This window comes from Variovorax palleresanus (assembly GCF_051144945.1).
Taxonomy (GTDB): domain Bacteria; phylum Pseudomonadota; class Gammaproteobacteria; order Burkholderiales; family Burkholderiaceae_C; genus Variovorax; species Variovorax paradoxus_S.
In genome coordinates, this window is the sequence record NZ_JBJNVP010000002.1 from 1,611,071 (window position 1) to 1,628,311 (window position 17,241).

Below are 17,241 nucleotides of genomic sequence, written 5' to 3' on the forward strand. Positions count from 1 at the left end.
CCTCGCGCCCCGTTTTTTACGTCAGCCGGGCATCAGCACCATGTTGTCGCGGTGGACCATTTCCGGCTCCGCCACGTAACCCAGCAATCGCTCGAACTCGCTCGAAGGCTTGCGGCACAGCAGCCGCGCTTCGACGCTCGAGTAGTTGGCCAGGCCGCGGGCCAGTTCGACACCGTCGACATCGCGTACCGCGATCACGTCGCCGCGCGAGAACTCGCCCGACACGCTGGTCATGCCGATCGGCAACAGGCTCTTGCCCTCGGCGCGCACCTTGGCTGCGGCCCCGGCATCGACCGTGACCGCGCCGCGCAACTGCAGGTGGTCAGCCATCCAGCGCTTGCGCGCCTGGTGCTTGGCCGTCTGCGCCACCAGCAAGGTGCCGATGGATTCGCCACGCGTCAGGCGCAGCAGGGCATCGGGTTCGCGCCCCCAGGCAATGACCGTGGAAGCACCCGACCCGGCCGCGCGCTTGGCCGCGAGGATCTTGGTGATCATGCCGCCGCGGCCGAGGCTGGAGCCCGCGCCGCCCGCCATGGCTTCGAGGGCGGGGTCGCCGGCGGCCGCCTCATGGACGAACTTTGCGTCAGGGTCCTTGCGCGGGTCGGCCGTGTAGAGGCCCTTCTGGTCCGTGAGGATGATCAGCGCATCGGCTTCGACCAGATTGGCCACGAGCGCGCCCAGCGTGTCGTTGTCGCCGAACTTGATCTCGTCGTTGACGACGGTGTCGTTCTCGTTGATGACCGGCACCACGCGCAGCCCGAGCAGCGTGACGAGCGTCGAGCGCGCATTGAGATAGCGCTCGCGGTCGGCCAGGTCGGCATGGGTCAGCAGCACCTGGGCGCTGCCGATTTCGTTCTCACGCAGCTTGGTCTCGTACATCTGGGCCAGGCCCATCTGCCCGACGGCTGCGGCCGCCTGGAGCTCGTGGACCTCGTGCGGCCGGGTGCGCCAGCCGAGCCGCTTCATGCCTTCGGCAATGGCACCGCTCGACACCATCACGACCTCGCGCCCGCCCTGCACCAGCACCGCAAGCTGCCGGCACCACTCGCCGATGGCGCCCTCGTCGAGGCCGCGCCCTTCGTTGGTCACGAGGCTGGAGCCCACCTTGACGACGATTCGGCGGGCATCCCGCAAGGCAGTGGATCCGGAGTTCGAGGTCATTGGAGGCTTTGGCGGTCGTGTCGTGAATACTGCGTGTTCGGCTGTCTATCTATGAAGCAGCATCGGCTGCCGATGCTCAGCGGCGCTCAGGCCGGATCGGGCGGCAGCTCGGCAAAGCGCGGATCGACCTCGACCGGCACCTGCTCCGCCACCTGCTGCGCCTTGATGTGCTGGTAGACCGCCTGCACAAGGTGCTCGCAGCCTTCCCGCGTGAGCGCGGAGATCTCGAACACAGGCCCCTTGAAGCGCATGCGCTTGACGAAGTCTTTCACGCGCGCCGCGCGTTCGTCGCCGGGCACCATGTCGAGCTTGTTGAGCACGAGCCAGCGCGGCTTCTCATAGAGCGCGGTGTCGTACTTTTTCAGCTCGCCGACGATGGCCTTTGCCTGTGCCACCGGATCGACCGCGTCGTCGAAGGGGGCCATGTCGATCACGTGCAACAGCAGGCGGGTGCGCTGGAGGTGGCGCAGAAACAGGTGGCCGAGGCCCGCGCCTTCCGACGCGCCTTCGATCAGGCCGGGAAGGTCCGCCACCACGAAGCTCTGCTCGGGGCCGACGCGCACGACGCCGAGATTCGGATGCAGCGTGGTGAAGGGATAGTCGGCGATGCGCGGGCGCGCATTCGAAATGGCGCTGATCAGGGTCGACTTGCCCGCATTCGGCATGCCGAGCAGGCCGACGTCGGCGAGCACCTTCAGTTCGAGCTTGAGACTCTTCTTCTCACCGGGCCAGCCCGGTGTTTTCTGACGCGGGGCACGGTTGATGGCGCTCTTGAAGCGCATGTTGCCGAAGCCGCCGTCGCCGCCCTTGGCGATGGTGACGACCTCGCCTTCCGTCAACAGCTCGTACAGCACCTCGCCCGTCTCGGCGTCGGAAATGATGGTGCCGACCGGCATCTTCAACACGATGTCGTCGCCCGCGGCGCCGAACATGTCGGAGCCCATGCCGTGCTCGCCGCGCTTGGCCTCGTGTCGGCGCGAGTAGCGGAAGTCGACCAGGGTGTTGAGATTGGAATCGGCCACCGCGTAGACGTGGCCGCCGCGGCCACCGTCGCCGCCGTTGGGGCCGCCGAATTCCTTGTATTTTTCATGACGGAACGACACGCAGCCGTTGCCGCCATCGCCTGCGGCGATGTCGATGAAGGCTTCGTCGACGAACTTCATGGGGTATCCAGTGTACAAATGAAGAAGCCCCGGCAAAGCGGGGCTTCGAGCTGATCGAAGGGACCTGGGCTTATGCCGCGGGGGTCACGTTGACCATGTGCTTGTTCAGTGCGCCCTTGACGCCGAACGACACGTGGCCGTCGACCAGCGCAAACAGCGTGTGGTCCTTGCCCACGCCGACATTCACGCCGGGGTGGAACTGGGTGCCGCGCTGGCGCACGATGATCGAGCCTGCGCTGATCAGTTCGCCGCCGAACGCCTTCACGCCGAGCATCTTGGGCTTGGAATCGCGCCCGTTTCGCGTTGAGCCGCCGCCTTTTTTCTGTGCCATGGAATCTGCTCCTTAGCCGGCGATCGCGCCGATTTGCAGTTCGGTGAACTGCTGGCGATGGCCTTGACGTTTTTGATAGTGCTTGCGACGGCGCATCTTGAAGATGCGAACCTTGTCGTGCTTGCCGTGCGACAGTACCGTGACTGTCACCGTTGCGCCGGACACCAGGGGCGTACCGACCTTGATTTCGCTGCCGTTGCCGACTGCGAGAACCTGATCGATCACGATTTCCTGGCCTACATCCGCAGCAATCTGTTCTACTTTAATTTTTTCGCCGGAAGCAACGCGATACTGCTTGCCGCCGGTTTTTATGACCGCGTACATGTGAACCTCTTGGGAATATGAGCTCCGCGGCGAATTCCGCAGAGCCCAAGATTCTAGCACGGTTTGCGCGCGCTAACATGGTTTAAGCGCGAAGCGCGCCGGAACAGCACGCGCTCCTCCCTATAATCTGCGCCTTCCGGTCTTGTGCCGCTGCCACCTTCGTACTCAGACGCGCCGCGCGCAAACGCTTTGCCAGTTCACGCCGCCGATACCTCCCCCACCGCCACCGTGCTGGATTTGATCGCCGGCGACATGGTCGAAGTCGACCGTGTGATCTCGCGGCGCCTCGATACGGGCGTGCCCCTGGTCAGCCAGGTTTCCAAGTACATCATCTCCGCCGGCGGCAAACGCCTGCGGCCGGCGCTGCTGCTCCTCATGTCGGGCGCCCTCGGATACACGGGCGAGCAGCGCTTCAACCTGGCAGCGGTGGTGGAGTTCATCCACACGGCCACCCTGCTGCATGACGACGTGGTCGACGAGTCGACCCTGCGCCGCGGACGCCCGACGGCCAACGAATCGTTCGGCAACCCCGCCAGCGTGCTGGTCGGCGACTTCCTGTATTCACGCGCCTTCCAGATGATGTTGGATGCAAACAACATGCGCATCATGCAAATTCTGGCCGAGGCGACCAACGTGATCGCAGAAGGCGAGGTGCTCCAGCTGATGAACATGCACGACGCGTCGCTGGACGAAGCGGCGTACCTGCGCGTGATCCGCTCCAAGACTGCCAAGCTTTTCGAAGCCAGCACACGGCTCGCCGCCGTGCTGGCGGGCGCCGCGCCCGAGGTCGAGGAAGCTTGCGCCACCTATGGCCAAGCCCTTGGCACGGCGTTCCAGGTCATCGACGACGTGCTCGACTACGCCGGAGACGCCCACGAAACTGGAAAGAACGTGGGCGACGACCTGCGCGAAGGCAAGACCACGCTGCCGCTGATCTTCGCCATGCGGCGCGGCAGCCCCGCCCAGGGCGCGCTGGTGCGCGCGGCCATCGAGGCCGGCGACACGGCCCAGCTTGGCAAGATCGTCGAAATCGTCCACAGCACGGGCGCGCTGGAAGCCTCGCGCGCCGCCGCGGCCGACGAGGCAAAACGCGCGATTCATGCGTTGCGGGACTTTCCGTCCAATTTGCACGCCGACGGTTTGCTACAATTGGCGGCTCAGTTGCTTGAGCGACGTGCCTGAACACCTCACAAGAGTTGGCAAGGACGACTTCTCTTTTTCTGCAACCAATCGGGGTGTAGCTTAGCCTGGTAGAGCGCTACGTTCGGGACGTAGAGGCCGGAGGTTCGAATCCTCTCACCCCGACCAGTCTTTTCGGCTGGCACCAATAAATGCCCATGCCTGTTGCTGCGTAGCGATTTACATGGCGAGGGCGTTCAGCGATGATCGTGAAGCACTTTTTCACATCTTTTGCAATTTCGCTGAATGGCTGCCGCCGAACTTCCTGTTAAAGAAAACACGCAAATCGCCCTCCCGGGCCTTGCGCGCGCCCTGGTTTCAGCCGGGAAGCTTCCTGCGAAGACTGCGGAAGACATCTACCAGAAGTCGCTGAGCAGTCGCACCAGCTTCATTGCCGAGCTGACCGGCAGCGGCGCCGTATCGGCCGCCGACCTCGCCCACACGCTATCTTCAGCTTTCGGCGCACCGCTGCTCGACCTGGACGCCATCGACCACCAGCGCCTGCCCAAGGACCTGCTCGACCCGAAGCTGTGCCTCGCCTACCGCATCGTGGTGCTGAGCAAGCGCAACAACCGTCTCATTGTTGCAACAGCGGACCCCTCGGATCAGCAGGCGGTGGAAAAGATCAAGTTTGCGTCCCAGATGGGCGTGGACTGGGTCATCGCGGAATACGACAAGCTGTCGCGCATGATCGAGGCCGCCGCTGTCAGCGCGTCGGAAACCCTCAACAACATCGTCGGCGGAGGGGATTTCGAGTTCGACGATGTCACGGCCGATACATCGGGCGATGCCAACGAACAGGCGGCCGTCGCCGAAGTCGAGGATGCCCCGGTCGTCCGGTTCCTGCACAAGATGCTGCTCGACGGCGTCAGCATGCGTGCCTCGGACATTCACTTCGAGCCCTACGAGCACAACTACCGCGTGCGCTTTCGCATCGACGGCGAACTGCGCGAGATCGCGAGCCCGCCCACGCTGATCAAGGACAAGCTGGCTTCGCGGATCAAGGTCATTTCGCGGCTCGACATCTCCGAGAAGCGCGTGCCGCAGGACGGCCGCATGAAGCTCAAGATCGGCCCGGACCGCGTGATCGACTTTCGCGTGAGCACGCTGCCCACGCTGTTCGGCGAAAAGATCGTGATCCGTATTCTCGACCCGAGCAGCGCCCGCCTGGGCATCGATGCGCTCGGCTATGACGCCGATGAAAAGGAACGGTTGCTGAACGCGATCGGCCGTCCCTACGGCATGGTGCTGGTGACGGGCCCCACGGGTTCCGGCAAGACGGTGTCGCTTTACACCTGCCTGAACCTGCTGAACCAGCCCGGCGTCAATATCGCCACGGCCGAAGACCCGTCCGAAATCAACCTGCCCGGCGTGAACCAGGTCAACGTGAACGAGCGCGCCGGACTCACGTTCGCCGCCGCGCTGCGCGCTTTCCTCCGGCAGGATCCCGACATCATCATGGTCGGCGAAATCCGGGACTTAGAAACCGCCGACATCTCGATCAAGGCCGCGCAAACGGGCCACCTGGTGCTTTCGACGCTGCACACCAATGACGCGCCGACCACGCTCACGCGCATGCGGAACATGGGCATTGCGCCGTTCAACATCGCCTCCAGCGTCATCCTGATCACTGCGCAGCGGCTGGCCCGCCGCCTGTGCCATTTGTGCCGCGCGCCGGCCGACGTGCCGCGCCAGGCCCTGCTCGACGCGGGCTTCAAGGAAGCTGAACTCGATGGCTCCTGGAAGCCCTATCGTCCGGTCGGCTGCTCCGTGTGCAATGGCGGCTACAAGGGCCGGGTCGGTATCTACCAGGTGATGCCGATCTCCGAAACGATCCAGGCCATCATCCTGCGCGACGGCAGCGCGCTGGACATTGCGCGCCAGTCCGAGGCCGAGGGCGTTCGCTCGTTGCGGCAGTCCGGCCTCAGAAAAGTCATGCAAGGGCTCACCTCACTCGAAGAAGTGGTGGCGGTCACCAACGAATAACGAACGAACACACTGCAAATCGGAGATCGAATGGCAACAGTGGCATCCACCCGCACCTCAAGCACGCTCAAGGAATCCGTCTACGAGTGGGAGGGCAAGGACCGCAACGGCAAGCTGGTGCGCGGCGAGCTTCGGGCCGCCGGCGAGAACCAGGTTCAGGCCGCTTTGCGGCGCCAAGGGGTTCTCGCATCCAAGATCAAGAAGCGCCGCATGCGCTCGGGCAAGGCGATCAAGCCCAAGGACATCGCGATCTTCACGCGCCAGCTGGCAACGATGATGAAGGCCGGCGTGCCGCTTTTGCAGTCGTTCGACATCGTCGGCCGAGGCAATGCCAACGCAAGCGTTGCCAAGCTGCTGAACGACATCCGCAGCGACGTGGAGACCGGGACCTCGCTTTCGGCCGCCTTCCGCAAGTTTCCGAAGTATTTCGACAACCTCTACTGCAACCTGGTGGAAGCCGGCGAAGCGGCCGGTATCCTGGAAGACCTGCTGGACCGCCTGGCCACCTACATGGAGAAGACCGAGGCGATCAAGTCCAAGATCAAGTCGGCGCTGATGTATCCGATTTCCGTGGTCGTGGTCGCGTTCGTGGTGATTGCCATCATCATGATCTTCGTGATCCCGGCCTTCAAGGAGGTGTTCTCCTCTTTCGGCGCAGATTTGCCCGCCCCAACCCTGATCGTGATCGGGATAAGCGAGTTCTTCGTCTCCTACTGGTGGCTGATCTTCGGCGGGATCGGGGGGGGCATCTACTTCTTCCTGCAGGCCTGGAAACGCAACGAACGCGTTCAGCGGGTCATGGACCGCGCGTTGCTGCGCGTGCCGATCTTCGGCACGCTGATCGAAAAGTCGTGCGTGGCCCGATGGACCCGCACCCTCGCCACCATGTTCGCCGCCGGCGTTCCGCTGGTCGAAGCGCTCGACTCGGTGGGCGGTGCGTCGGGCAACACGGTGTATGGCGATGCCACGGCCAAGATCCAGCAAGAGGTCTCGACCGGCACCAGCCTCACCACGGCCATGACCAACGTCAACCTGTTCCCGTCGATGGTGATCCAGATGACGGCCATCGGAGAGGAATCCGGTTCCATCGACCACATGCTCGGCAAGGCCGCGGACTTCTACGAATCCGAAGTGGACGACATGGTCGCGGGCCTCTCCAGCCTGATGGAGCCCATCATCATCGTGTTCCTTGGCACGATCATCGGCGGCATCGTGGTGTCGATGTACCTGCCCATCTTCAAGCTGGGCCAAGTCGTCTGATGCTGGTTTCGCAGGAGTTCGACGCCGCTTTTGCCGGCGTCCTCGGGTTGCTGGTCGGCAGTTTCCTCAACGTGGTGATCTACCGCACGCCGGTGATGATGTACCGCGGCTGGCTGGCCGATGCCGTGGCCAACCTGATGTCGTCGAAGGATGTTCCATCGCTCTGGTCGCTGGTCTTCGGGCCGAAGACCGCGCCCCCGCCGGGCCTCGAAGCCGCGGCCGACAAGGCTGCGCTGGCGATCGAGGGCCTGCCGCCCTTCGACCTGGCCCGTCCGGCCTCGCGCTGCGGAGCCTGCGGGCACAAGATCCGCTGGTACGAGAACATTCCGGTGCTGAGCTACCTGGTGCTGCGGGGCCGTTGCGCCGCCTGCAAGACCCACATCAGCCCGCGCTATCCGCTGGTCGAACTGATCACCGGGGCGCTCTTCGCCCTTTGCGCCTACCGCTTCGGCCTCACGCCCACCGGCGCGCTCTGGGCCGCCTTCGCGGCGCTATTGATCTGCCAGTTCCTGATCGATTTCGACACCCAGTTCCTGCCCGACGCGCTCAACTATCCGCTGCTCTGGCTGGGGCTCATCGGCGCGGCCATGGGCTGGACCGGCGTTGCGCTGAGCTCGGCGGTCTGGGGCGCCGTGTTCGGCTACCTGAGCCTCTGGCTTGTGTACCATGGCTATCGCCTGGTCACGGGCAAGGAAGGCATGGGGTATGGCGACTTCAAACTGCTGGCTGCGCTCGGCGCATGGCTCGGGGCCGACTACCTCATTGCCATCATCCTCGTCTCATCGCTGGTGGGCGCCGTGATCGGCCTCACGCTGCGATTCGTCGGCAAGCTGGCGCACAAGGACATTCCCATGGCCTTCGGCCCCTTCCTTGCCGGTGCAGGCCTCGTCTGCCTCGTGGCGGGCCCCGAACTCGTCCGGCAATGGATTCCCTTCGCTTTCCCGCTCGGCGCATTCGCCCGCTGAAGAGCCAGTGATGCGGCGCATCGGCTTGACGGGGGGCATCGGGAGCGGCAAGAGCACCGTTGCCGCACTGTTGGTTGCGGAGGGTGCTGTACTGGTCGACACCGACGCGATCGCGCGCCGCATCGCACAGCCCGGAGGCCTTGCAATGCCTGCCATCGAGGCTGCCTTCGGCCGGGCGGCCATTGCGCCGGACGGCGGCCTGGATCGCGCAGGCATGCGGCAACTCGTGTTCACCGACCACAGCGCGAGAAAGCGCCTTGAATCGATCCTGCACCCGCTGATCGGTGCCGAAACGGAGCGCCTTGCGTCCGCAGCGGGTCCGGATGCCGTGGTGGTCTTCGACGTCCCGCTGCTGGTCGAATCGGGTCGCTGGCGGGCTCTCGTGGATCGGGTGCTGGTGGTCGATGCCAGCGAGGAAACGCAGTTGCGGCGCGTCGTGGCGCGCTCCGGCTGGACAGACGAAGCCGTGCGCGCGGTGATCGCCCAGCAAGCTGCGCGCAAGTTGCGCCGGGCTGCTGCCGATGCGGTCATTTTCAACGAGACGCTCTCGCTGGAGGAACTCGGCGGCGAGGTGCGGAGTCTCTGGAAGCGGTGGGCTCCGCCCGGCACGCGATAATCCGAGACTTGCCGCCGCAGCGGCCGCATAACGATCAAGACAAAAAGGCGCTCGCCGGAGTGCCCTCCCTCCCGCGATGCTTTTCAATTCGTATCCCTTTATTTTTGTCTTTTTTCCGCTGGTCCTGATCGGCTTCTTCCTGATCGGCAAGCGCAACGCCCGGTCCGCGGCGGGCTTTCTCGCCCTGGCCTCGCTGTTCTTCTATGGCTGGTGGAGCGTCAAGGCGCTTCCGCTCCTGGTGGCGTCCATCTGCATCAACTACTGGTTCGGGCTGCGCCTCTCGCCCGCGCCGGACCGGAACGACCGCAAGCGAAAGTCGCTGCTGGTGATCGCACTGGTGGTCAACCTGGGTGTGCTTGCGGTCTTCAAGTACGCCAACTTCTTCGTATCGAACGTGAACGACGGACTCGCCGCGGCCGGCCTGTCGCAGATTCCGATGCTGCACATCGTGCTGCCGATCGGCATCTCGTTCTACACCTTCACCCAGATCGCCTTCCTGGTCGACTGCTGGCAAGGCAAGGTGCATGAGCGCAGCTTCATTCACTACGTGCTGTTCGTCACCTACTTTCCGCACCTGATCGCAGGTCCGGTACTGCATCACGCGCAGATGATGCCGCAGTTCGCGAATCCGGCCACCTACCGGCTCGACCCGAACAAGGTGGCGCTCGGCGTGGCGATCTTCACCTTCGGCCTCGCGAAGAAGCTGCTCATTGCCGACCCGATGGGCCAATACGCCGACATGATGTTCAACGGCGTGCACAAGGGCATCGAGCCCACGCTCTACACCTCATGGTTCGGCGCGCTGGCCTATACGCTGCAGATCTATTTCGACTTCTCGGGCTATTCGGACATGGCCGTCGGCCTCTCGCTATGCATGGGCGTGCAGCTGCCGCTCAATTTCCGCTCGCCCTACAAGTCGACCAACATCATCGAATTCTGGCGGCGCTGGCACATCTCGCTGTCGAACTTCCTGCGCGACTATCTCTATGTGCCGCTGGGCGGCAACCGCAAGGGCCCGGCGCGGCGCTACCTGAACCTGTTCCTCACGATGCTGCTCGGCGGGCTCTGGCACGGCGCCGCATGGACCTTCGTGATCTGGGGTGCGCTGCACGGCGTGTTCCTGATGATCAACCACCTGTGGAATGCCAAAGTGCGGCGCAACGCCAAGCCGGGCCGCGTGGCCCACGTGCTGGGCTGGCTGCTGACCTTCCTCTGCGTGGTGCTGGCCTGGATCGTCTTCCGCGCCGACGGCGTGCATACGGCCATGGCCATCTACAAGGGCATGCTCGGGTTGCATGGCGCCCCGGCCTCGGCGTTCAGCGAACTCGGCCCCGTGCCGTTCCGCAAACCCGAGTTCTTCCAGACCATGCTGGTCGGCATCATCATTTGCCTTGCGTTGCCTCCGACGATCTCGCTCGAGCGCTGGATTCCCCATCCGAAGGCGGTTGCGGGCCAGCCCGTCATGGCGTGGTTCTCCTCGGCCGTGCTCGCGATCGGCACTTTCGCGCTCTTCGCCTGGTGCGTCTCGAAGCTGGGCAACTACAGCCCGTTCCTCTATTTCCAATTCTGATTCGACATGACGACGCCCGCCAAAGTCTGGCTGCGATTCTTCCTCATCGGCTACATCGCCCTGATGGTGCTGTGGATCGTTTCGCTCACCAGCCCCGTGCCTTACGGCGACCTCACGCGGATCGGCCGCCTGTCAGAACGCGAGTTCGGCTGGACCGCTCCGCCACCCCAGGTCGACCCTGCCTTGCTGAAGGGCACGCCCGTCGACCAGGCCGACGTCCTGGTCATCGGCGACAGCTTCTCGATGACCTTCCGCTGGCAGTCCGTGCTTGCCAAGGCCGGCTACCGCGTCTCGACCACCTACTGGGGCCAGTATGAAAATGCGCTCTGCGGCGACTTCGACCAGTGGATCGCACGCACCGGCTTCAAGGGCAAGCTGATCATCATCGAGAGCGTGGAACGCCTGCTGGGCGACCGCACCAAGGACAGCATGAAGTGCCAGAAGATGATCCGGCCCTTCGACGCCATGGACCACCCGCTGATCACGCCGGACGAAACCGTGCCGAGCCCCGCACCCAACTGGAACGTGCAGTTCATGACGGGGATCACGACCTACTACAACACCTGGAAAGCGAAAAAGTCTGCAACAGACATTCACTTCGACTGGAACACCTGGGTGCGGCCGGTGCCCGATGGTTGCAAGCTCTTCTCCCATCGCTCCTGCGACAAGATGCCTTTTTTCGCCGAAGATGACGACAATGGCCCGCTGACTCCCGCGCACCTCGAGTGGATGAAGAATTTCACAAAGGCGCACGGCAAGCTTCCTATCATGTGGATGGTGATTCCCAACAAGACCACCGTGTACCTGAAGCCCGATTACTCCAAGGATTTCGAAGCCGGGTTCCGCGCGTCCGGCCTCGGGCCCGATCTCTACGCGTTCACGCGCGAGAAGCACACGCAGATTCGCGACTTCTATTTCTCGAACGACACCCACATGTCCATGCACGGCCAGCTCGCGCTGGGAGAACGCATGCTCACCGCCGTGCGCGAAGTGCTGCCCACGCCCCCATCGAAATCGCCCTGAAGCTATGATGGCGCGACAGGAAACCGACAAAAACGCGTGATCCTCTACGAGTACCCTTTCAACGAGCGCATCCGCACCTACCTGCGGCTGGAGCACCTCTTCCGCCGGCTCGGGGAACTGGTGCCCTCGGAATCCGCGCTCTCGCATCACTACGCGCTGGTCACGATCTTCGAGATCATGGACGTTGCCGCGCGCGCCGACCTCAAGGCCGACGTGATGCGCGATCTCGACAAGCACAAGAACGTCTTCAACGGCTACCGCGGCAATCCGGCCATCGCCGAAGCCGTGCTCGACCAGGTGGTGGGCCAGCTCGAGCGCAACTTCGCAACGCTCAACGGCGTTGCCGGCAAGGCTGGCCAGGCCCTGACCGAAAACGAGTGGCTCATGAGCATTCGCAGCCGCGCGGGCATTCCGGGCGGCACCTGCGAATTCGATCTGCCCGCCTACTACGCCTGGCAGCACCGCAGCGCGGCAAGCCGCCGGGCCGATCTCGAACGCTGGTCCGCCACGCTGTCCCCGCTGGCCGAATCCATCTACCTGCTGCTCAAGCTGCTGCGCGATGCCGATGTACCGTACAAGGTCATTGCCACGGGCGGCCAGTTCCAGCAAAACCTGCCGCAAGGCCGCAGCTTCCAGCTGCTGCGGCTACGCATCGATCCCGCGCTCGGACTCATTCCCGAGATCAGCGGCAACCGGCTCATGGTTTCAGTGCGGCTGATGCGGCACGAAGCCGACGACCGGCTGCATTCAAGCACGGACGACACGGCATTCGAACTCACCCTTTGCGCATGAGCTCCGGCCTGGCCGTTCCGAAGGGGGCTCGCACCGCAGTGCGGAGCACGGAGGTTACTTATCAATGAGCGACGTGAACAAGATCGGCGAGCGGATCGTCCGCTGCCCCTCGTGTGGCGGCGACAGTGTCTACGCCGAGCGCAACCCCTATCGCCCGTTCTGCAGTGCGCGCTGCAAGGGCATCGATTTCGGGGGCTGGGCCAGCGAGGAGTTCCGGATGCCGACAGAAGCGCCGGCCGACGACGAGCCCTTCGGCGACCCGAAGAAAGTCCAATAAGCGCACCTTGCGCTACGGCGCGAGAAAGACGCGGTCCAGATAGTCCGCGTGCTCGCGGACGTACGCCGGACGCAGGTGCTCCCGGTCCTTGTAGGCCGGTGCATCGTCGGGTGTCGCCCGGAGGCACTGCCCCTCTGCACAGAGCCTTGCCATCACGTCGATCGGCTCTGCGCCGCTGGAGAGCGCGAGCGCGCGCAACTGCTCATTGAGCCTCGCCTGTTCCGGCGGCAGGGGTGCGGCAGGCGTGCTGGTCAGCGCCACCATCTTGCCCATGCGGCTGCCTTCGATGAGGCGCCGCGGCTCGAACTCGGGGCCGCTGGCGTTGTCCAGCAACAGGTAGACTTTTTTCTTGTGCTGCACCAGCTGCACCAGGAGCTTTTCGAGCGACGCCAGCGAGCGCCCGAGGCCGGCGCCGCCATTGTTCACGAGGTAGGCCGACGCACCCTCGTGAAAGTAGAACGGCAACGGAAAGTTGCCCGTGAAATAGCAGTTCCAGCAAGCGCCGACCACCACGGTGTCGAACCGCGGATCGACGGCCAGCGCGAGCATTTCGCGGCGCGCCTGCTCGCAGCCCGGATTGCCCTCCGCAGCAACCATGCCGGGCACCGGCGGGCAGGCGCCGTAGGTCGAGAAGAAGGTCGTCGCCATGCGCTCGGGGGCGCGGCGTGCGAGCTCCATTGCACGGGGCGCGTATTGCAGGATGTGGCTGTCGCCGATCAGCAAGACCTTCCGAGACCCGTCGCCCACGCGCTTGACCGGAAAGGCGCCGATCTTCTGCTGCTCGAAGCCGGCGTAGTAGTTGTCGTCCACGGTGGCGTCGGTCACCTTGCGCAGCAGGTCGCTGCCGTTGCGTGGCGGCATGCCGCCCAGCGCCAGCAGCCCGGTGACCGCGATCGCCATGCTGCCGCCCACGAGCGTGCGCAGCATGCCGACGTGCACCCGTGCCCTGGTGAAGCGCTCGACGAAGCGATAGGTAAGCCAGGCCAGCGCCACGCTCGCCAGCACCATCGCCGCACGCACGATGGGCGCCGGCTCGCCTTCGTTCACGATGCGTGCGTAGACCAGCAAGGGCCAATGCCACAGATAGAGCGGATAGCTGATGAGACCGATCCACACCATCGGACGGCTGGCGAGCACATACCTGTTCAGCACCCCCGCAGGCCCGGCCGCGATACAGCTCGCCGCGCCCAGCGTGGGCAGCAATGCCCACCACCCCGGAAACGCCTTGTCGCTGCGGGTCATCACGAGCCCCAGCACGATCAGCCCCACGCCCATGCACGACTGCACGTGGCTGCGCCAGGCCGGCACCGGCTCCTTGGCGGGCTGCAGGCGCATACAGGCCAGGATGCCGCCCACCATCAGTTCCCAGAAGCGCGAAGCGGGTGAGTAGAAGGCCGCCGTGCGAAAAGGATGGATCGTCAGCACGTTGACCAGAAACGAAACCACCGCCAGCACCCAGAGCAACCGGAGAATCGGCCAGCGCCGGCGCCAGGCCAGCGCCAGCAGCATGGGCCAGAAAATGTAGAACTGCTCCTCGATGCCCAGCGACCACAGGTGCAGCAGCGGCTTGGTCTCCGCGGCCGTATCGAAATAGCCGGCCTCGCCCCAGAAGATGAAGTTGGCAATGAAGGCCGCGCCGCCCGCCGCCTGCTTGCCGAGTTCGGTGAACTCCCTGGGCAGCAGCGCATACCAGCCGAAGGCGAGTGTGGCCAGCAGCACCAGCGTCAGTGCCGGAAAGATCCGCCGGATGCGCCGTGCATAGAAATCGCGGTAGCTGAAATCGCCCGCCGCATGGCTCTGCATGATGATCGTCGTGATCAGGAAGCCCGAGATCACGAAGAAGATGTCGACCCCGATGAAGCCGCCCGGCAATGCGTCGGGAAACGCATGGAAGGCCAGCACCGACGCCACCGCCACGGCACGCAGGCCATCGATGTCGGCGCGGTACTTGGGATGCAGCATGTCTTGTCTCAGGCCCGCGGCGCCCGCAGGCCGCGCTTGCCCGACCTCGCGGCCCAGTCCATCAGGCCAGGGTCGAAACCGCCAGCGCCGCCGACGCGGGCAGCCCGCGTTCCTGGGTCAGCCATTCGAGCACCGGCAAGGCGCCCGGCAGCACCGGGGCCACGTCGAGCGGCAGCTGCTGCCAGCGCATGGCCTGCCCTTCGCGCATTTCGAACTCGCCGCTCCAGGCCGTGACCTTGCACCAGTGCAATCGCACCAGCGCATGCGGGTAGTCGTGTTCGGTCACTTTCCAGACCTCGGCGCCCGCGATGGTGATGCCCAGTTCTTCGTGCAGCTCGCGGCGCAGTGCCTGCTCCACGGTTTCGCCGGCCTCGATCTTGCCGCCCGGAAACTCCCAGAAGCCGGCGTAGGCCTTGCCCTCGGGCCGGGTCGACAGCAGCAGCGCGTCGTCGGCCGGGCGGATCAGCACGCCGACAGCCACCTCGGTGTGCTTGCGGCCTTGGGACTGCGGCTGTGCGCTCATGCGGAAGCCCGCCCGGCATAGTCGCGCGCGAACTGATAGGCCACGCGGCCGCTGCGCGAACCGCGCTCCAGCGCCCATACCAGCGCCTCGGGACGCGCGGCCTCGATGGCGGCCTTGTCGACGCCGAACGACGACAGCCACTGCGCGACGATCGCCAGGTATTCGTTCTGGCTGAAGGGATAGAAGCTCACCCACAGGCCGAAGCGCTCCGACAGCGAGATCTTCTCCTCGATCACTTCGCCGGGATGCACTTCGCCGTCCTCGGTGTGGGTGTAGCTGAGGTTGTCCTTCATGTATTCCGGCAGCAGGTGGCGCCGGTTGCTGGTCGCGTAGATCAGCACGTTGGGCGTGGCCGCCGCAATCGAACCGTCCAGGATCGACTTCAGCGCCTTGTAGCCCGGCTCGCCCTCGTCGAAGCTCAGGTCGTCGCTGAACACGATGAATTTTTCGGGCCGCTGCGACACCACCTCGACGATGTCGGGCAGGTCGGTCAGTTCGGCCTTGTCGACTTCGATCAGCCGCAGCCCCTGCGGCGCATAGGCCTGCAGGCAGGCGCGGATGAGCGACGACTTGCCCGTGCCGCGCGCCCCCGTCAGCAGCACGTTGTTGGCCGGCTTGCCCTCGACGAACTGGCGCGTGTTGCGCTCGATCTTTTCTTTCTGGACGTCGATTTCCTTCAGCGAATCGAGCGCCATCGAGGCCACGTGTTTCACCGGCTCGAGCACGCCATGGCCCGAGCTCCGGCGACGATAGCGCCACGCGATCGACGCGTTCCAGTCGGCCGGTGCCGCCAGCGGCTGCGGCAGGATCGACTCGATGCGGCCGATCAGCTGTTCGGCGCGCTCCAGCAGCTTCTGGAATTGCTCATTCATGACCTGTAATCAGCATTGATCGTGACGTAGTCGTGGCTCAGGTCGCAGGTCCACACCGTTTCGCTCGCGTTGCCGCGGCCCAACCGGATGCGCACCGTGATCTCGCTCTGCTTCATCACGCGCTGGCCGTCTTCCTCGCGGTACGACGGGTTGCGCCCGCCCTTGACGGCCACGTGCACGTCGTCCAGGAACAGGTCGATGCCGGTCTGGTCGAGATCGGCAATGCCCGCATAGCCCACGGCCGCCAGGATGCGGCCGAGGTTCGGGTCGCTGGCGAAGAACGCGGTCTTTACCAGCGGCGAATGCGCGACGGCATAAGCCACCTGCTTGCATTCGCCTGCATCACGGCCGCCTTCGACCTGGATGGTGATGAACTTGGTGGCGCCTTCGCCGTCGCGCACGATGGCTTGCGCCAGCTGGCGAGCCACGTTCTGCATGGCGGCCACCAGTGCCTGGCCGTCGGCCGACTCCAGCGAGGTGATGGTGGCGTGCGCAGCCTTTTGCGTGGCGATGACCACGAAGGAGTCGTTGGTCGAAGTGTCGCCGTCGATCGTCACGCGGTTGAATGAAGCATCGGCCAACAACCTGGCCAGCGGCTGGATCAGCGAAGGATCGATCTTGGCGTCAGTCGCCATGAAGCCCAGCATGGTCGCCATGTTCGGGCGGATCATGCCGGCGCCCTTGCTGATGCCGGTGACGGTGACGGTGGCGCCGCCGATTTGAACCTGCTGGCTGAAAGCCTTGGGAATCGTGTCGGTGGTCATGATGCCTTCGGCGGCACGTGCCCAGTGGTTCTCCGAAGCGTCGGCCAGCGCGGCGGGCAGGCCGGCTTCGATGCGGTCCACGGGCAGCGGCTCCATGATCACGCCGGTCGAGAACGGCAGAATCTGCTCCGGCGCGATCTCCAGATGACGCGCCAGCGCGATGCAGGTGGAGCGCGTGCGCATCAGGCCGTCTTCGCCCGTGCCGGCATTGGCGTTGCCGGTGTTGATGACCATCGCGCGAATGCCGTAGTGGGCTGCCAGGTGGTCGCGGCAGACCTGCACCGGCGCGGCGCAGAAACGGTTCTGGGTGAACACGCCGCCGACCGCCGCGCCTTCATCGATCAGCACGACGGTCAGGTCCTTGCGATTGGCCTTGCGCACACCCGCTTCGGCCACGCCGATGCGGACGCCGGGCACCGCGAACAAGGCGGCAGGATCAGGAGCGGACAGGTTCACGGGCATGGCGGTTATTT

General features: G+C 64.7%; 17 protein-coding genes and 1 tRNA gene. 10 read left to right on the forward strand and 8 right to left on the reverse strand.

Annotation, left to right across the window (positions count from 1 at the left end; translation table 11 throughout):
- Positions 1–21: 21 nt before the first annotated feature.
- The 4 genes from proB to rplU all read right to left on the reverse strand — a co-directional run bounded on the left by proB (position 22) and on the right by rplU (position 2,979).
- Positions 22–1,161, reverse strand: coding sequence for a glutamate 5-kinase (gene proB, locus ACJ7Z0_RS11345; protein WP_434789931.1), 1,140 nt, complete (start codon positions 1,159–1,161; stop codon positions 22–24).
- Positions 1,162–1,247: 86 nt separating this feature from the next.
- Entirely contained in the window at positions 1,248–2,324 is a 1,077-nt protein-coding gene (gene cgtA, locus ACJ7Z0_RS11350) for an Obg family GTPase CgtA (protein WP_434789932.1), read from the reverse strand.
- 70 nt (positions 2,325–2,394) lie between these two features.
- A complete protein-coding gene (rpmA, locus tag ACJ7Z0_RS11355; RefSeq protein ID WP_028259150.1) occupies positions 2,395–2,655 on the reverse strand; it encodes a 50S ribosomal protein L27 in 261 nt (86 codons plus the stop codon).
- A gap of 12 nt (positions 2,656–2,667) precedes the next feature.
- Positions 2,668–2,979, reverse strand: a complete 312-nt coding sequence (gene rplU, locus ACJ7Z0_RS11360; protein ID WP_028259151.1) for a 50S ribosomal protein L21 — start codon at positions 2,977–2,979, stop codon at positions 2,668–2,670.
- Positions 2,980–3,168: 189 nt separating this feature from the next.
- Between rplU and ACJ7Z0_RS11365 the strand changes: the two genes are divergently transcribed.
- The 10 genes from ACJ7Z0_RS11365 (at position 3,169) to ACJ7Z0_RS11410 (ending at position 12,647) form a co-directional block, all read left to right on the forward strand.
- A complete protein-coding gene (locus ACJ7Z0_RS11365) occupies positions 3,169–4,161 on the forward strand; it encodes a polyprenyl synthetase family protein (RefSeq protein ID WP_434789933.1) in 993 nt (330 codons plus the stop codon).
- Positions 4,162–4,210: 49 nt separating this feature from the next.
- Positions 4,211–4,287 (forward strand) — tRNA-Pro (locus ACJ7Z0_RS11370).
- A gap of 117 nt (positions 4,288–4,404) precedes the next feature.
- Positions 4,405–6,144, forward strand: a complete 1,740-nt coding sequence (gene pilB / locus ACJ7Z0_RS11375) for a type IV-A pilus assembly ATPase PilB (RefSeq protein WP_431128168.1) — start codon at positions 4,405–4,407, stop codon at positions 6,142–6,144.
- Between the two features lie 30 nt (positions 6,145–6,174).
- Entirely contained in the window at positions 6,175–7,404 is a 1,230-nt protein-coding gene (locus ACJ7Z0_RS11380) for a type II secretion system F family protein (RefSeq protein ID WP_434789934.1), read from the forward strand.
- The gene (locus ACJ7Z0_RS11385; protein ID WP_434789935.1) at positions 7,404–8,369 is read left to right on the forward strand and encodes a prepilin peptidase; all 966 of its coding nucleotides are present in this window, start codon (positions 7,404–7,406) and stop codon (positions 8,367–8,369) included. Before ACJ7Z0_RS11380 ends, ACJ7Z0_RS11385 begins: the two co-directional genes overlap by 1 nt.
- Before the next feature lie 10 nt (positions 8,370–8,379).
- Positions 8,380–8,985 (forward strand): dephospho-CoA kinase, encoded by a 606-nt coding sequence (coaE, locus tag ACJ7Z0_RS11390; protein WP_434789936.1) that lies wholly within the window; start codon positions 8,380–8,382, stop codon positions 8,983–8,985.
- Positions 8,986–9,061: 76 nt separating this feature from the next.
- Positions 9,062–10,555 (forward strand): MBOAT family O-acyltransferase, encoded by a 1,494-nt coding sequence (locus ACJ7Z0_RS11395; protein WP_434789937.1) that lies wholly within the window; start codon positions 9,062–9,064, stop codon positions 10,553–10,555.
- Positions 10,556–10,561: 6 nt separating this feature from the next.
- Complete coding sequence (locus ACJ7Z0_RS11400; protein ID WP_434789938.1) at positions 10,562–11,578, forward strand: alginate O-acetyltransferase AlgX-related protein; 1,017 nt, start codon at positions 10,562–10,564, stop codon at positions 11,576–11,578.
- A 36-nt stretch (positions 11,579–11,614) separates the two neighbouring features.
- On the forward strand, positions 11,615–12,370 hold the full coding sequence (zapD, locus tag ACJ7Z0_RS11405) for a cell division protein ZapD (RefSeq protein WP_434789939.1): 756 nt from the start codon (positions 11,615–11,617) through the stop codon (positions 12,368–12,370).
- 64 nt (positions 12,371–12,434) lie between these two features.
- Complete coding sequence (locus ACJ7Z0_RS11410) at positions 12,435–12,647, forward strand: DNA gyrase inhibitor YacG (protein WP_434789940.1); 213 nt, start codon at positions 12,435–12,437, stop codon at positions 12,645–12,647.
- Between the two features lie 12 nt (positions 12,648–12,659).
- On the opposite strand, the gene ACJ7Z0_RS11415 is transcribed toward ACJ7Z0_RS11410, so the two are convergent.
- The 4 genes from ACJ7Z0_RS11415 to argJ all read right to left on the reverse strand — a co-directional run bounded on the left by ACJ7Z0_RS11415 (position 12,660) and on the right by argJ (position 17,230).
- The gene (locus ACJ7Z0_RS11415; protein ID WP_434789941.1) at positions 12,660–14,609 is read right to left on the reverse strand and encodes an acyltransferase family protein; all 1,950 of its coding nucleotides are present in this window, start codon (positions 14,607–14,609) and stop codon (positions 12,660–12,662) included.
- 61 nt (positions 14,610–14,670) lie between these two features.
- Complete coding sequence (locus ACJ7Z0_RS11420; protein ID WP_369654856.1) at positions 14,671–15,132, reverse strand: (deoxy)nucleoside triphosphate pyrophosphohydrolase; 462 nt, start codon at positions 15,130–15,132, stop codon at positions 14,671–14,673.
- Entirely contained in the window at positions 15,129–16,004 is an 876-nt protein-coding gene (locus tag ACJ7Z0_RS11425) for an ATP-binding protein (protein ID WP_434789942.1), read from the reverse strand. The genes ACJ7Z0_RS11420 and ACJ7Z0_RS11425 overlap by 4 nt, the downstream gene beginning before the upstream one ends.
- Positions 16,001–17,230, reverse strand: coding sequence for a bifunctional glutamate N-acetyltransferase/amino-acid acetyltransferase ArgJ (gene argJ / locus ACJ7Z0_RS11430; protein WP_434789943.1), 1,230 nt, complete (start codon positions 17,228–17,230; stop codon positions 16,001–16,003). Before argJ ends, ACJ7Z0_RS11425 begins: the two co-directional genes overlap by 4 nt.
- Between the last annotated feature and the right edge of the window lie 11 nt (positions 17,231–17,241).

Coding starts and splice junctions, on each gene's coding strand:
- proB (WP_434789931.1), bottom strand. CDS start 1,161: ATGACCTCGAACTCCGGATCCACTGCCTTGCGGGATGCCCGCCGAATC.
- cgtA (WP_434789932.1), bottom strand. CDS start 2,324: ATGAAGTTCGTCGACGAAGCCTTCATCGACATCGCCGCAGGCGATGGC.
- rpmA (WP_028259150.1), bottom strand. CDS start 2,655: ATGGCACAGAAAAAAGGCGGCGGCTCAACGCGAAACGGGCGCGATTCC.
- rplU (WP_028259151.1), bottom strand. CDS start 2,979: ATGTACGCGGTCATAAAAACCGGCGGCAAGCAGTATCGCGTTGCTTCC.
- pilB (WP_431128168.1), top strand. CDS start 4,405: ATGGCTGCCGCCGAACTTCCTGTTAAAGAAAACACGCAAATCGCCCTC.
- ACJ7Z0_RS11380 (WP_434789934.1), top strand. CDS start 6,175: ATGGCAACAGTGGCATCCACCCGCACCTCAAGCACGCTCAAGGAATCC.
- ACJ7Z0_RS11385 (WP_434789935.1), top strand. CDS start 7,404: ATGCTGGTTTCGCAGGAGTTCGACGCCGCTTTTGCCGGCGTCCTCGGG.
- coaE (WP_434789936.1), top strand. CDS start 8,380: ATGCGGCGCATCGGCTTGACGGGGGGCATCGGGAGCGGCAAGAGCACC.
- ACJ7Z0_RS11395 (WP_434789937.1), top strand. CDS start 9,062: ATGCTTTTCAATTCGTATCCCTTTATTTTTGTCTTTTTTCCGCTGGTC.
- ACJ7Z0_RS11400 (WP_434789938.1), top strand. CDS start 10,562: ATGACGACGCCCGCCAAAGTCTGGCTGCGATTCTTCCTCATCGGCTAC.
- ACJ7Z0_RS11410 (WP_434789940.1), top strand. CDS start 12,435: ATGAGCGACGTGAACAAGATCGGCGAGCGGATCGTCCGCTGCCCCTCG.
- ACJ7Z0_RS11415 (WP_434789941.1), bottom strand. CDS start 14,609: ATGCTGCATCCCAAGTACCGCGCCGACATCGATGGCCTGCGTGCCGTG.
- ACJ7Z0_RS11420 (WP_369654856.1), bottom strand. CDS start 15,132: ATGAGCGCACAGCCGCAGTCCCAAGGCCGCAAGCACACCGAGGTGGCT.
- ACJ7Z0_RS11425 (WP_434789942.1), bottom strand. CDS start 16,004: ATGAATGAGCAATTCCAGAAGCTGCTGGAGCGCGCCGAACAGCTGATC.
- argJ (WP_434789943.1), bottom strand. CDS start 17,230: ATGCCCGTGAACCTGTCCGCTCCTGATCCTGCCGCCTTGTTCGCGGTG.